This window comes from Leeuwenhoekiella aestuarii (assembly GCF_004104055.1).
Taxonomy (GTDB): domain Bacteria; phylum Bacteroidota; class Bacteroidia; order Flavobacteriales; family Flavobacteriaceae; genus Leeuwenhoekiella; species Leeuwenhoekiella aestuarii.
In genome coordinates this window covers 251187-265236 of record NZ_QOVJ01000001.1, presented here as the reverse complement: position 1 = coordinate 265236, position 14050 = coordinate 251187, and the positions used below count along the sequence as shown (strand labels likewise).

Below are 14050 nucleotides of genomic sequence, written 5' to 3'. Positions count from 1 at the left end.
TAAGAATACGTGTAGTCTAACTCGCGTTCCAAAATAAATAACAATAGATTTTATGTCATCAAACAAGAAATACTGGAAAAGTGTTGAGGAGCTAAATGAAAATAGCTCTATTGTTGAGGCGCTTAAACAGAATGAGTTTGCGCAAGAGATTCCGATGGATGAATTTCTTGGCGATAAAGATTCGTTAGATGCTTCATCTACTACGCGTCGTGATTTCTTAAAGTATGTAGGTTTTTCTACTGCTGCTGCAACACTTGCTGCGTGTGAAGGGCCTGTGAATAAATCAATTCCTTACGTGGTTGCTCCAGAGCGTATTACTCCTGGTAAAGCAGATTATTATGCTACAACAATGGCGGATGGTTTTGATTTTGCAAGTGTTTTGGTAAAAACACGCGAAGGAAGACCTATTAAAATTGAAAATAACAAACTTGCGGCTTCTTTAGGGGGTAATAATGCAAGAGTTCATGCTTCTGTATTGTCAATGTACGATACTAAGCGTTTACAAGGGCCTAAAATTGATGGTGCCGATGCTTCTTGGGAAGAATTAGATAGTCAGTTGGGTGATAAATTAAATAATTTAGGAGGTAAGAGTATTGTGTTATTAACACAGACTTTTGCTAGTCCTTCAACTTCAAAATTGATTTCTGAATTTAGCGCAGCTTATCCAAATGTTAAACATGTGGTTTATGACGCGATTTCAGAAAACGATGCTTTAGATGCTTTTGAAAGTAAGTATGGAATGCGTGCATTACCAGATTATGATTTTTCTGAAGCTGAAGTAATCATCTCTGTTGGTGCTGATATTCTTGGTGACTGGCAGGGTGGTGGTTTCGGGCCAAGCTATTCAAAAAGCCGTGTTCCAAAGGATGGTAAAATGTCGCGTCACGTTCAGTTTGAGGCAAATATGACCTTGTCTGGCGCGAATGCAGATAAGAGAGTACCGATGACGCCTAGTGAGCAGAAGAAGGCTGTTGCTGCAATACAAAGTATTGTTGCTGGAGGTAGTTCTAATACAGGTCTTTCTCCGGAGCTTGATGAGGCTGTAAAGAGTGCTGCAAAGCAATTAAAAAATGCCGGAAGTAAAGGTGTTTTTGTTACAGGTGTTCAGGATGTAAATGCTCAGGCTGTTGCGCTTTCAATTAATGAGACTCTAGGTAGTTCTGTTATTGATGTGCGAGCTCCAAAAATGACACGTCAGGGTGATGCTCAGGCGGTTCAGCAATTGATTCAGGATATGAATGCTGGTGCTGTGGGTGCTATTCTTGTTGCTGGTGTTAACCCGGCGTATAGTCTGCCTGATGTGGAAGCATTTAAAACCGGTTTAGAGAAGGTTGATGTTAAGGTTTCTTTTAATATGAAAGAAGACGAGACAGGTTTGCTTTGTAATTATCTGGCTCCTGCTCCGCATTATTTAGAATCTTGGGGTGATGTGGAAATAAAAAAAGGTCAGATCTGTTTAACTCAGCCTACAATTAGACCTTTATTTAATACAAGACAATTTCAAGACACTTTGTTGACTTGGGTTGGTCAAGATTTGAAATATTACGATTATCTTAAAAATAATTGGAGTAATACTTCTGTAAGTTGGAATCAAGCTTTACATGATGGTTTTGTTACTGGTACTGTTGAAGCTTCAGTAGAAGAGGAAACTGCAGAGATGTCTAGTTCTTCTGAAAATGGAGCTATTTCTTTATCGAGTGCTTTAGCTGCATTAAATCAAGATGGTGGTGCTTCTGGTTATGAATTGACTCTGTATTCAAGTACAGGTCTTGGTGATGGTCAGCAAGCCAATAATCCTTGGTTGCAGGAATTTCCAGATCCTATAACCAGAACTTCTTGGGATAACTATTTGACTATGTCAAAAGTTGATGCTGATAAGTTAGGTGTTGAGAATGAGATTACATCTAAAGGTGCTCTAAATGGTAGCTATGTGAATGTTACTTTAGATGGTGTTACTTTAGAAAATGTGCCGGTTTACATTCAGCCTGGTCAAGCTCCTGGCTCAGTTGGTTTGGCTTTGGGTTATGGTAAAAAAGCAGCTGTACAAGAAGAAATGCAGGTAGGTGTTAATGCTTACCCATTATATAAAGAGTTTAATGCTACTCAATCTGTTAAGATTGAGAAAGCTAGCGGATGGCATGAGTTTGCTTGTGTGCAGATGCAAAATACAATGGCTGGTCGTGCGGATGATATCGTTCGTGAGACTACTTTAGAGATTTTTAATACTAAAGATATTCACGCTTGGAATCCGGTAGGAGAAGTTGATTACAACCATTCTGAAATTTCTGTTCGTGATAAAAATGCAGACATTTGGGAGTCTTTTGATGACACCATGGGGCCTCATTTTAATCTTTCTATTGACTTGAATGCTTGTACTGGTTGTGGTGCTTGTGTTATTGCTTGTCACGCGGAAAACAATGTTCCTGTAGTAGGTAAGCAAGAGGTTAGAAACTTTAGAGATATGCACTGGTTGCGTATAGATCGTTACTATTCTTCTGCTGATACTTTTGAAGAGGAAACTAAGACTCTTGAGGAGCTTCCAGCTTTCGATAGCTATTCTGTTGTTGAGAAGCAATCTTACGATAATCCAGAGGTTGCATTTCAACCTGTAATGTGTCAGCATTGTAATCACGCTCCTTGTGAAACTGTTTGCCCGGTAGCTGCAATTGGTCATGGTAGACAGGGTCAAAATCAAATGACTTATAACCGTTGTGTAGGTACCCGTTACTGTGCGAATAACTGTCCTTATAAAGTACGTCGATTCAACTGGTTCTTGTATAGCGAGAATGATGAGTTTGATTATAATATGAACAATGACTTAGGTCGTATGGTTCTTAATCCAGACGTGACTGTACGTTCTCGTGGTGTGATGGAGAAATGTTCTTTCTGTATTCAAATGACTCAGAAAACAATTCTTGATGCTAAACGTGAGGGTAGAGCTGTTGAGGATGGTGAGTTTGCAACTGCTTGTAGTAACGCTTGTGATAACGGTGCTATTAAATTTGGAGATGTAAACATGGAAGACTCTGAAATTGTAGCGTTGAAAAACGATAAACGTAAGTATTATTTACTGGAAGATATAGGTGTGAAGCCTAATGTGTTCTATCATGTAAAAGTTAAGAATACTGCTGAAGCTTAAATTTAGTTTAAAATAAATATCAATATATTAATATGTCGTCACACTACGAAGCACCCATAAGAGAGCCTTTGATTCTTGGAGAGAAATCTTACCACGACATCAGCGTGGACGTAGGTGCTCCTATCTTAGGAAAGGCCAATAAATCTTGGTGGATTGTTTTTTCTATAGCGCTAATCGCATTCTTGTGGGGTCTTGGCTGTATTGTTTATACAGTGTCTACAGGTATTGGAGTATGGGGTCTTAACAAAACTATAGGCTGGGCCTGGGATATAACCAACTTCGTTTGGTGGGTAGGTATTGGTCACGCGGGGACGCTTATTTCAGCGGTACTATTGTTATTCCGTCAAAAGTGGCGTATGGCAATTAACCGTTCTGCAGAAGCAATGACCATTTTTGCGGTTGTTCAAGCTGGTTTATTTCCTATTATCCACATGGGACGTCCTTGGTTAGCATATTGGGTCTTACCTATTCCTAACCAATTTGGTTCACTTTGGGTAAACTTCAATTCTCCCCTACTTTGGGATGTGTTTGCAATTTCTACTTATCTTTCTGTGTCGTTGGTTTTCTGGTGGACAGGGTTGTTGCCAGATTTTGCAATGATCAGAGACCGTACTAAGAGTCCTTTTCAACAAAAAATCTACGGAATATTAAGTTTCGGTTGGAGTGGGCGTGCAAAAGATTGGCAACGTTTTGAAGAAGTGTCATTAGTTCTTGCGGGTCTTGCAACACCACTTGTACTTTCGGTGCATACTATTGTATCTTTTGACTTTGCTACTTCGGTAGTACCTGGATGGCATAGTACGATCTTTCCTCCATATTTTGTGGCGGGTGCAATTTTTTCAGGATTTGCAATGGTACAGACCTTGCTTCTTGTTATGCGTAAGGTTGTTAATCTTGAAAATTATATAACAATCGTTCATATTGAATTTATGAACAAAGTAATCTTGCTTACCGGTGGTATTGTGACGGTTGCTTATTTGACTGAATATTTTATCGGATGGTATTCTGGTGTTCCTTATGAGAATTACACATACCTTTCTTTTGGTGCGGCAACTGGTCCTTACTGGTGGGCATTTTGGGCACTTATTATTTGTAACCTTATTGTGCCACTTACACTTTGGGTTAAGAAATGGAGAAGAAATATAGTTTGGACTTTTATCGTTGCCTTGATTATCAATATAGGTATGTGGTTTGAGCGTTTTGATATTATTGTAATCTGTTTGAGTAAAGACCGCCTAGCTTCATCTTGGTCAATGTTTCAGCCTACCTTTGTAGATATAGGTGTATTTGTTGGGACAATAGGATTCTTCTTTGTATTATTCTTATTATATGCAAGAACATTCCCTGTAATTGCACAAGCAGAGGTTAAGAGTATTCTTAAGTCTTCTGGAGCACGTTATAAGAGAATAAGAGAGTCTGGTGAAGATTTGGCAGGTACGGCTGCAGATGCTCGTACTTCTACATATGCTGAAAGAACAAATTTAGCTTCAGCATCAAATGCTGCTAATACGTATCATCAGTCTACTGTTCATGCAGATGCATTAGTTGATACCGAATCTAAAAAATCTGAAATAGATTTAATGCTTGCTAAAATTGGTACTTATGATCCTGCAACACAAACGGCAGATGACTTGAAGAAAATCAGTGGGGTAGGTCCAGTACTGGAGCAAAAATTACATCAGTTAGGTATTTATACCTACGATCAGGTTAGTAAAATGACAAAAACAGAATATGACCTTCTAGATGAGATTATCGATGCGTTTCCTGGTAGAGCAGAGCGCGATGATTGGGCAGGTCAGGCACAAAATCTTAAACAATAATTATGGCATCAGGAAACGTATTACACGTGCTTTATAATGATGATGATATTCTCATGAAAGCGGTTAAAGAGTTGCGTTCTAAGCATTATAGAATTATTGAGGTATATACACCTTTTCCGGTTCACGGATTAGATAAGGCAATGGGACTTCCTCATACACGTCTTGCTATATGCTCGTTTATTTATGGACTTATAGGTCTTAGTGTGGCAACTTTGATGATGAATTTTATAATGATCGAAGACTGGCCAAGAAACATAGGTGGTAAACCTAGTTTCTCTTATTTACAGAATATGCCTGCTTTTGTGCCAATTATGTTTGAATTGACTGTCTTTTTTGCAGCTCACTTGATGGTTATTACGTTCTATATGAGAAGTAGAATATGGCCTTTTAAAAAAGCTGAAAATCCTGATGTTAGAACAACAGATGATCATTTTCTAATTGAAGTAGATGCAGCTGATCACGATCTTGATACACTTTCTAAGTTTTTATACGATACAGGTGCATCTGAGATAAGTCTAATTCATAATGAAGAACACGCTTAACAAATGAGAAATAGTATTCAAATATTAGGTTCATTGGTAATGCTGGTTTTAGTGGCCTCTTGTCAAGATAAAGACTATAGAAATTACCAGTACATGCCTAACATGTATGAAGAAGTAAGTTATGAGACTTATGGTAATTATGATGTATTCCCTAACGGAATGGAAGCGATGCAACCTGCTGAAGGTAGTGTTTCTCGTGGTTGGATGCCTTATGGTTATGAAAATACTCCGGAAGGTTATGAGGCAGCAAAAGCGAATCTTAAAAATCCCGTACCATACACAGAAGATAATCTAAATAAAGGAAAAGCTCTTTATACTATTTACTGTGCAATTTGCCACGGTGATAAAGGTGATGGAAAAGGAACATTAGCTAAGCGAGAAAAAGTTTTAGGTGTTCCTGCATATAATGATCAGGGTCGTGCTATTACAGAAGGTAGTATATATCACGTTACTTATTATGGTCTAAACACAATGGGGTCATATGCATCTCAAACTACGGAAGAAGAATTGTGGTTGATTAATCATTATGTTATTGATTTGAAAGATGCACTTGACGGAAAACCTAAAAGAGCATTTGAAAATGAAGAATCTTCTCAAACAGCTGCTGCTGATGAGCCTGTTGAAGAGCATCAAATGACAGAAGAAGCGCAAACTGAAGAATAATAAAGGCAGGATATTTCAAAATTATGTACATGTTATCAAGTAAATTAAGACTTTTCGCCATAGTTTGTATGGTTCTTGGACTGATAGGTTTGGTATTTGGATTTTTATCTGTACCCAGCACAGTTGAAGAAGCAAGCGAAATCCTGGCTTCTCATGAGGAGCATCACGGTTCTGGTGAAGAAGCGAGTCACGAGGAAGCAAATTTTGTTGACGAAGTTCGTCAGGAGCACGGATATTCTGAACACGCGATGGCTCAAGATAAAGATTTGGGACACGATGCGCACGAAGATGGTGAGCATATGGAGCACGTTTTACATCAAATGCAAACCAAGCCTTGGTCTGCTGCTTTTGTTGCTGCTTTTTTCTTTATGATGATCGCTCTAGGAACTTTAGTTTTTTATGCAATACAAACCGCAGCACAGGCGGGTTGGTCTCCGGTCCTCTTTAGAGTGATGGAAGGTATTACCAATTATTTACTTCCGGGATCTGTTATTGTTTTACTTATAGTAATATTCGCAGGAGAACACTTTTATCCTTGGCAAAATCATGAGTTAGTCGCAGAAGATTCTATTCTTCAGGAAAAATCTGGATATTTAAATTTTCCATTTTGGTTAATTAGAGGTATAATCTATGTTATAGGGTGGAATTTGTATCGTCACTTTGCAAGAAAGAACTCTCTTGCAATGGATGATGCAGAGGATTTAAAGCCTTATAAAAACTTATTCAAGTATTCAGTTTATTTCTTAGCTTTCTTTATAGTAACTGAATCAACAATGGCTTGGGACTGGTTTATGTCTATGACACCACACTGGTACAGTACACTATTTGCATGGTATATTTTCGCAAGTATTATTGTATCTGCAGTAACCGTTATAGCTATTGTAACTGTTTCTTTAAAAGCTATTGGTAAATTAGAATTTGTAAATGATAGCCACTTACATGATCTTGCGAAGTTTATGTTTGGGTTTAGTGTATTCTGGACCTATTTATGGTTTGGTCAATTTATGTTGATTTGGTACGCAAATATACCTGAAGAAGTAACATACTTTATCTTAAGAATACAAGAGTACAACCCTATCTTCTTCGGAATGATTATCATTAACTTTGTATTCCCTATTGTTATTTTGATGAATAGTGATTTCAAACGTGTGTCCTGGTTTGTGGTAATAGCTGGTGTTATTATTCTTGTAGGTCACTACATAGATATATTCCTTTTGGTTATGCCATCAACTGTTGGCCCTTACTGGTCATTCGGAATTACAGAATTCGCTGCGTTACTTTTCTTCTTGGGTCTATTTATCTTGATGGTAGGTATGGGATTAGCTAAAGTATCATTGAGGCCTAAGAATAACCCATTCTTAGTAGAAAGCGAGCATTTTCACTATTAATATCAACGAACAGAAAAAACACAACAATGACCGTTTTTTTAGTACTTATTGTAATCATTCTTTTTGCTGTAGCAATATGGCAAATGAATAAAATATATGCGCTTTCTAAAGGAAACTCTTCAGGAGAATCTGGTGAAGTTGCTAACGGAAAGGATAACCGAATCAACGCCAAATTGATGGTTATGTTTATGGTTTTCCTTTACTTTTTAATGTTTTATTGTTTCTGGCACTACTCTAAGTTCTATTTGCCTGAAGCTTCATCTGCACACGGTAGTAAATATGATAATTTGATGTTCATATCTATTGCTTTGATTATGGTAGTGCAGATCATAACACAATTCTTATTGCATTTCTTTGCATACAAATACAATGGGAAAAAGGGGCAACGTGCTCTTTTTTATGCAGACAATGATAAGCTAGAATTCATATGGACGATTATTCCAGTAATTGTATTGGCTGGTTTAATTATCTACGGACTATTTACTTGGTCTGATATTATGAACTTTGACGAAGATGAGGATGCATTAGTAGTAGAGTTATACGCACAGCGCTTTAACTGGAAAGCACGTTATGCTGGGGAAGATAATATCTTGGGAGATGCAAATGTTCGTTTTATAGAAGGTATTAATCAATTAGGTATAGATCCTAGTGATTTAGATGGTCAAGATGATGTTGTAACTCAAGAATTACACTTGCCTGTAGGGCGTCAGGTAATTTTTAAATTAAGATCACAAGACGTTCTGCATTCTGCTTATATGCCTCACTTTAGAGCTCAAATGAACGTTGTTCCGGGTATGATTACTCAGTTTTCTTTTACACCAACAGTTACAACAGAAGAAATACGTAAAACGGATTATATGCAGGATAAGATGCGTACAATTCAAGAAATACGTAAAGAGAAAAGTAAGAAGTTGGTAGCCGCCGGCGAACCTGCTTTAGATGATTATGATGAGTTTGATTATTACTTATTGTGTAATAAGATTTGTGGAGAAAGTCATTATAACATGCAAATGAAAATTATTGTTGAGTCTCAGGAAGATTATGAGAAGTGGATTAAGACTCAGAAAACCTTTGAGGCTAGTGTAGCTCAATAGAAATTGTTATTTAAACGAAACTAGATATGTCAGCAAACGCAACAGCTTTGGAACATGCTCACGATGATCACGCACATCATGACCATCACCAGACTTTTATAACTAAATATATTTTCAGTACAGATCATAAAATGATCTCCAAGCAGTATTTGATTACTGGCTTAATAATGGGCTTCATTGGTATTGCAATGTCTATACTATTTAGAATGCAATTAGCTTGGCCTGAAAAAAGCTTTACAATTTTTGAGATTTTTTTGGGTAAATGGGCTCCTGACGGAGTAATGGATCCAAGTATTTATCTTTCACTTGTAACCATTCACGGTACTATAATGGTATTCTTTGTACTTACAGCTGGTTTGAGTGGTACGTTTAGTAACTTATTGATTCCATTGCAAATTGGAGCGCGTGATATGGCTTCTGGTTTCTTAAACATGGTTTCTTATTGGTTATTCTTTATTTCTGCAGTAATAATGTGTTCTTCTTTATTTGTTGAAGCAGGACCTGCAGCTGCTGGTTGGACGATTTATCCACCATTAAGTGCGCTTCCTGAATCTATTTCAGCGTCTGGTGCAGGGATGACTCTTTGGCTAGTTTCAATGGCATTTTTTATAGCATCTTCGTTGCTTGGATCATTAAACTATGTGGTTACTGTTATTAATTTACGTACTAAAGGTATGTCTATGACTAGACTTCCATTAACCATATGGGCCTTTTTTGTAACTGCAATTATTGGTATTGTTTCGTTTCCTGTATTATTATCTGCAGCCTTACTTTTAATTATGGATAGAAGTTTTGGTACTTCTTTCTTTCTTTCAGATATATATATAGGTGGTGAAGTATTACATAATAGCGGTGGTTCTCCGGTTTTATTTGAGCACTTATTTTGGTTCTTAGGTCACCCTGAGGTATATATTGTATTATTACCTGCGTTAGGTATTTCATCAGAAGTTATCGCGACAAACTCCCGTAAGCCTATCTTTGGTTATCGTGCGATGATAGCCTCAATACTTGCAATTGCTTTCTTATCTACTATTGTGTGGGGTCATCATATGTTCGTATCAGGTATGAATCCATTCTTAGGTTCTGTATTTACATTTACCACATTGTTGATCGCGATCCCATCTGCAGTAAAAGCGTTTAACTATATAACTACTTTATGGAAGGGTAATCTACAGATGAACCCTGCAATGCTATTCTCAATAGGTTTAGTTTCAACTTTCATTACTGGTGGTTTAACTGGAATTATTTTAGGAGATAGTACACTAGATATAAACGTTCATGACACCTATTTCGTAGTGGCGCATTTCCACTTGGTAATGGGTATATCTGCACTTTATGGTCTATTTGCTGGTGTTTATCACTGGTTCCCTAAAATGTTTGAAGGTAAGATGCTTAATAAGAATTTAGGTTATGTTCACTTCTGGGTGACTGCGATAGGTTCTTACGCGGTGTTTTTTCCGATGCACTTTATAGGTATGGCTGGTCTGCCAAGACGTTATTATTCTAACACTGCTTTCCCATACTTTGATGATTTGGCAGATGTTAATATGATGATTACGGTTGCTGCAATCATAACAGCTGCTGTACAACTTGTATTCTTATATAACTTTATTTCGTCTATTTTCTACGGAAAGAAAGGACCTAAAAACCCTTGGAAATCCAATACATTAGAATGGACTACAGAATTAAAGCATATACATGGTAACTGGGCTGGAGATTTACCTTCAGTTTACCGTTGGCCTTATGACTATAGTAAATTGAATGAAGATGAGACAGATTATGTAATAGCAGGTCAGGACTTTGTTCCGCAGACTGTTCCACTTCAGGAAAATGAAGAAGAAATGAATCACTAGATTCAAATACTACAAATAAAAAAGCTCGCTATTGGCGGGCTTTTTTATTTGTAATTATATTTATTTCTGCTTTTGATAAATTGGCTATATTTTCAAAAAGCCTATTTAGTATCTTTACGTTATGAATGAGAATTTAGATGCAAGTGGGGAGGGGTTTACTCCTGAAGAGTATGATATAGAACGTGCCTTAAGGCCGCTTAGCTTTGGAGATTTTACTGGTCAAGAGCAAGTTATTGAAAATCTAGAGATATTTGTTCAAGCTGCAAATCGAAGGGGCGAGGCATTAGATCACACGCTCTTTCACGGCCCTCCTGGATTAGGTAAAACAACTTTAGCAAACATCTTAGCAAACGAATTAGGTGTTAGTATCAAGGTAACATCTGGTCCTGTTTTAGATAAACCAGGTGATCTTGCAGGGTTACTTACCAACTTAGAAGAACGTGATGTTTTATTTATAGATGAAATTCACAGATTGAGTCCTATAGTTGAAGAGTATTTATACTCGGCTATGGAGGATTACAAGATTGATATAATGATTGAAAGCGGACCGAATGCTCGGACCGTTCAGATCAATTTGAATCCTTTTACACTTATAGGAGCAACTACTCGTTCGGGACTGTTAACTGCTCCTATGCGAGCACGGTTCGGTATTTCTTCGCGTCTTCAGTATTATAATACAGAGTTGCTAACTACTATTGTTCAACGTAGTGCGGATATTTTACAAGTGCCTATAGGTATGCAAGCTGCTATTGAAATTGCAGGTAGAAGCCGCGGTACACCTCGTATTGCAAATGCATTGTTGCGTCGTGTGCGTGACTTTGCAGAGATTAAAGGTAATGGAACTATAGATATTGAAATTGCACGTTTTGGTCTAAAAGCTTTAAATGTAGATGCGCACGGTTTAGATGAAATGGATAACAAGATTCTCGCAACTATTATCGATAAATTTAAGGGTGGTCCGGTTGGGATTACCACTCTCGCAACAGCTGTTTCTGAAAGTGGCGAAACCATCGAGGAAGTTTATGAGCCGTTCCTTATTCAGCAAGGATTTATTATACGTACTCCACGTGGGCGAGAGGTTACTGAAGCAGCGTATAAACATCTTAATAGAGTCAAAGGTCCTGTTCAGGGAGGTTTGTTTTAGACTATGCAAAAGATTCCAGAAGTTTCTATCCTGCAGTTTTTTAGATCGGCACTTAAAATTTTAAAAAACCCGTTACCTTTTCATCATCAAAACTTTAGAGAGAAGGGTGATACTTTTCGTCTGAATCTCAGTTTTTCTAAAAGCGTTATTTTTAGCAGAGATGCATTATTTGCGCAACATGCGCTTCAGAAAAATCAAAAAAATTATCATAAATCTCCAATTCAGACTAAAGATCTGGCAAAGTATGTAGGTCGTGGTTTGTTGACTTCAAACGGAAAGCATTGGACTAAGCAGCGTAAGCTTATTCAGCCTGCTTTTCATAAAAAGCAATTGACGCAGATAATTGCTAAAATAAATCAAGCTATTACTACAGAATTGAATAAGGTGGTGGTCAATGAACCCTTTGATATTTTCCCGGTGTTTAATGATCTAACTTTCCAAACCGTGGTTCAGTCTTTATTCAGTAGTGCGGTTGATCAGAAAAGTATCAATCGCTTACAGTATATAACGGAGTCTGCTCAGAAAATGATGGTGAGAGAATTACGTCAGCCTTATTTACGCTGGTGGTTTAAGATATCTGGTAAGCTGAGAAATAATTTAAAACTTACACAAGAGGCGCGTCAAATTCTTGACAAATTAGTAGATGAGCGAATCGCCAGTGGACAAAAGGAGAATGATGTTTTAGATATGTTACTTGATGCACGTTATAATGACGGCACAGCAATGGAGCGAGAGCAATTAATTGATGAGATTTTGATTTTATTTATTGCTGGTCACGAGACAACTTCTAATGCCTTGACCTTTACTGCAGAATTACTAGCCAGACATCAAGATGTTCAGGAGCGAGTTTTTAAAGAAGTTGAGCAAATAGAAGAGGTTGACTTATTGGAGCAATTGAAAGGAATGAAATTTATAAATAATGTGGTAAATGAGTCGATGCGTTTATACCCACCTGCATACTTTATTGACCGTATTAGTTTAGAAGAGGATTTCATTTCAGGATTTAAGATTGAAGCGGGGGCTAATATCTTGTTTTCGATCTTTGAGATCCACAGACATGAAGATTTTTGGGAAAACCCAGAGCATTTTATTCCGGATCGTTTTGAAGATGAAAGTTTGAAATATTCGCCCTATTATTATCCTTTTGGTGCAGGTCCTAGAATGTGTATCGGTAATAATTTTGCGATGTATGAAATGATTTTGGCGGTAGCTCAACTCATTAAAAAGTTCAAAATAACCTATAAACCTGAGCCCATAGAGATCAATCCGTTGATAACTTTAAAGCCTAAAAACTCTATCTTAAATTTTATTCCGCGCGACATTTGAATACAAAAAAAGCCGAATATACCAGATTAATTAAAGCCGAAGCAAAACGTATTGGCTTTATGTCTTGTGGTATTTCTCAAGCAGGCTTTTTAGAGGAAGAAGCTCCGCGGTTAGAGAACTGGCTGAAGAAAAACATGAACGGTGAAATGCGCTATATGGAAAACCATTTTGATAAGCGTCTTGATCCTAGGTTGCTTGTTCCTGGAGCTAAAAGCGTAGTTTCCTTATTGCTTAATTATTTTCCGGAAGAACAACAACGAGAAGATTCCTTTAAGATCTCTAAATATGCTTATGGAACAGATTATCATTTTGTCATTAAAGATAAGCTGAAAGAGTTTTTAGAATATATCAGAGAGAATATTGGTGAAGTAGATGGAAGAGCTTTTGTTGACTCAGCACCGGTTCTCGATAAAGCCTGGGCGGCAAAAAGCGGATTAGGCTGGGTAGGTAAACACAGCAATTTACTCACTAAACAAGTAGGTTCGTTTTATTTTATCGCAGAATTGATTATTGACTTAGATCTTGAGTATGATACACCAGTGACAGATCATTGTGGTTCGTGTACTGCTTGTATAGACGCGTGTCCCACACAAGCTATTGTTGATCCGTATATTGTAGATGGTAGTAAGTGCATCAGTTATTATACGATAGAACTTAAAAATGAAATCCCAGATTATGCTCAGGATAAGATGGATGATTGGATGTTTGGTTGTGATGTATGTCAAGATGTTTGTCCTTGGAACCGATTCTCTAAGCCGCACTCTGAACCTCTTTTCAACCCTAAACCTCAAATTCTGGAGAATTCTAAAAAAGAATGGCGTGAGTTAACACAAGAGTTGTTTTCTGAAATATTTAGAAAATCTCCTGTAAAGCGCACTAAGTACTCAGGACTGGTGCGGAATATTGAGTTTTTAGATAATAAACAATAGTTAATATTTTCTTAAGTTTTTAAGGAATATATTTCTGTATTCTTGTATATTGAAACCTTAAATTATTGTTTTAATTAATGAAAACGTTTGAAATTAGTAAAAAGGCAAAATTGCTCATCTCAAGCTAAAATGATCTTCTAGTTTATTACACC

General features: G+C 37.2%; 10 protein-coding genes. All 10 read left to right on the top strand.

The genetic code is table 11. The features are described 5' to 3' along the window. The first annotated feature begins 52 nt into the window (after positions 1 to 52). The 10 genes from DSM03_RS01175 (at position 53) to queG (ending at position 13898) form a co-directional block, all read left to right on the top strand. Positions 53 to 3139, top strand: coding sequence for a TAT-variant-translocated molybdopterin oxidoreductase (locus DSM03_RS01175; RefSeq protein ID WP_128761548.1), 3087 nt, complete (start codon positions 53 to 55; stop codon positions 3137 to 3139). A 32-nt stretch (positions 3140 to 3171) separates the two neighbouring features. Next, positions 3172 to 4959, top strand: a complete 1788-nt coding sequence (nrfD, locus tag DSM03_RS01170; RefSeq protein ID WP_128761547.1) for an NrfD/PsrC family molybdoenzyme membrane anchor subunit — start codon at positions 3172 to 3174, stop codon at positions 4957 to 4959. 2 nt (positions 4960 to 4961) lie between these two features. Next, positions 4962 to 5501: a DUF3341 domain-containing protein gene (locus DSM03_RS01165; RefSeq protein WP_128761546.1), complete on the top strand. Its 540-nt coding sequence runs from the start codon at positions 4962 to 4964 to the stop codon at positions 5499 to 5501. A 3-nt stretch (positions 5502 to 5504) separates the two neighbouring features. After that, positions 5505 to 6164 (top strand): c-type cytochrome, encoded by a 660-nt coding sequence (locus DSM03_RS01160; protein WP_128761545.1) that lies wholly within the window; start codon positions 5505 to 5507, stop codon positions 6162 to 6164. A 23-nt stretch (positions 6165 to 6187) separates the two neighbouring features. Continuing rightward, positions 6188 to 7552: a quinol:cytochrome C oxidoreductase gene (locus DSM03_RS01155; protein ID WP_128761544.1), complete on the top strand. Its 1365-nt coding sequence runs from the start codon at positions 6188 to 6190 to the stop codon at positions 7550 to 7552. 26 nt (positions 7553 to 7578) lie between these two features. Further along, entirely contained in the window at positions 7579 to 8646 is a 1068-nt protein-coding gene (locus DSM03_RS01150) for a cytochrome c oxidase subunit II (protein WP_128761543.1), read from the top strand. Positions 8647 to 8672: 26 nt separating this feature from the next. Continuing rightward, positions 8673 to 10499 carry a cytochrome c oxidase subunit I gene (locus DSM03_RS01145; RefSeq protein WP_201740390.1) on the top strand — a complete coding sequence of 609 codons (1827 nt, stop codon included), beginning with the start codon at positions 8673 to 8675 and terminating at the stop codon, positions 10497 to 10499. 121 nt (positions 10500 to 10620) lie between these two features. After that, complete coding sequence (ruvB, locus tag DSM03_RS01140; RefSeq protein WP_128761542.1) at positions 10621 to 11643, top strand: Holliday junction branch migration DNA helicase RuvB; 1023 nt, start codon at positions 10621 to 10623, stop codon at positions 11641 to 11643. Positions 11644 to 11646: 3 nt separating this feature from the next. Continuing rightward, positions 11647 to 12969, top strand: a complete 1323-nt coding sequence (locus DSM03_RS01135) for a cytochrome P450 (RefSeq protein ID WP_128761541.1) — start codon at positions 11647 to 11649, stop codon at positions 12967 to 12969. Beyond that, on the top strand, positions 12966 to 13898 hold the full coding sequence (gene queG / locus DSM03_RS01130; protein WP_128761540.1) for a tRNA epoxyqueuosine(34) reductase QueG: 933 nt from the start codon (positions 12966 to 12968) through the stop codon (positions 13896 to 13898). The genes DSM03_RS01135 and queG overlap by 4 nt, the downstream gene beginning before the upstream one ends. Positions 13899 to 14050 lie beyond the last annotated feature (152 nt).

Bases quoted from the DNA above. Each gene is read 5' to 3' on its own strand.
- DSM03_RS01175 (WP_128761548.1), top strand. From the start codon at position 53: ATGTCATCAAACAAGAAATACTGGAAAAGTGTTGAGGAGCTAAATGAA.
- DSM03_RS01160 (WP_128761545.1), top strand. From the start codon at position 5,505: ATGAGAAATAGTATTCAAATATTAGGTTCATTGGTAATGCTGGTTTTA.
- DSM03_RS01165 (WP_128761546.1), top strand. From the start codon at position 4,962: ATGGCATCAGGAAACGTATTACACGTGCTTTATAATGATGATGATATT.
- DSM03_RS01150 (WP_128761543.1), top strand. From the start codon at position 7,579: ATGACCGTTTTTTTAGTACTTATTGTAATCATTCTTTTTGCTGTAGCA.
- ruvB (WP_128761542.1), top strand. From the start codon at position 10,621: ATGAATGAGAATTTAGATGCAAGTGGGGAGGGGTTTACTCCTGAAGAG.
- DSM03_RS01135 (WP_128761541.1), top strand. From the start codon at position 11,647: ATGCAAAAGATTCCAGAAGTTTCTATCCTGCAGTTTTTTAGATCGGCA.
- DSM03_RS01145 (WP_201740390.1), top strand. From the start codon at position 8,673: ATGTCAGCAAACGCAACAGCTTTGGAACATGCTCACGATGATCACGCA.
- nrfD (WP_128761547.1), top strand. From the start codon at position 3,172: ATGTCGTCACACTACGAAGCACCCATAAGAGAGCCTTTGATTCTTGGA.
- DSM03_RS01155 (WP_128761544.1), top strand. From the start codon at position 6,188: ATGTACATGTTATCAAGTAAATTAAGACTTTTCGCCATAGTTTGTATG.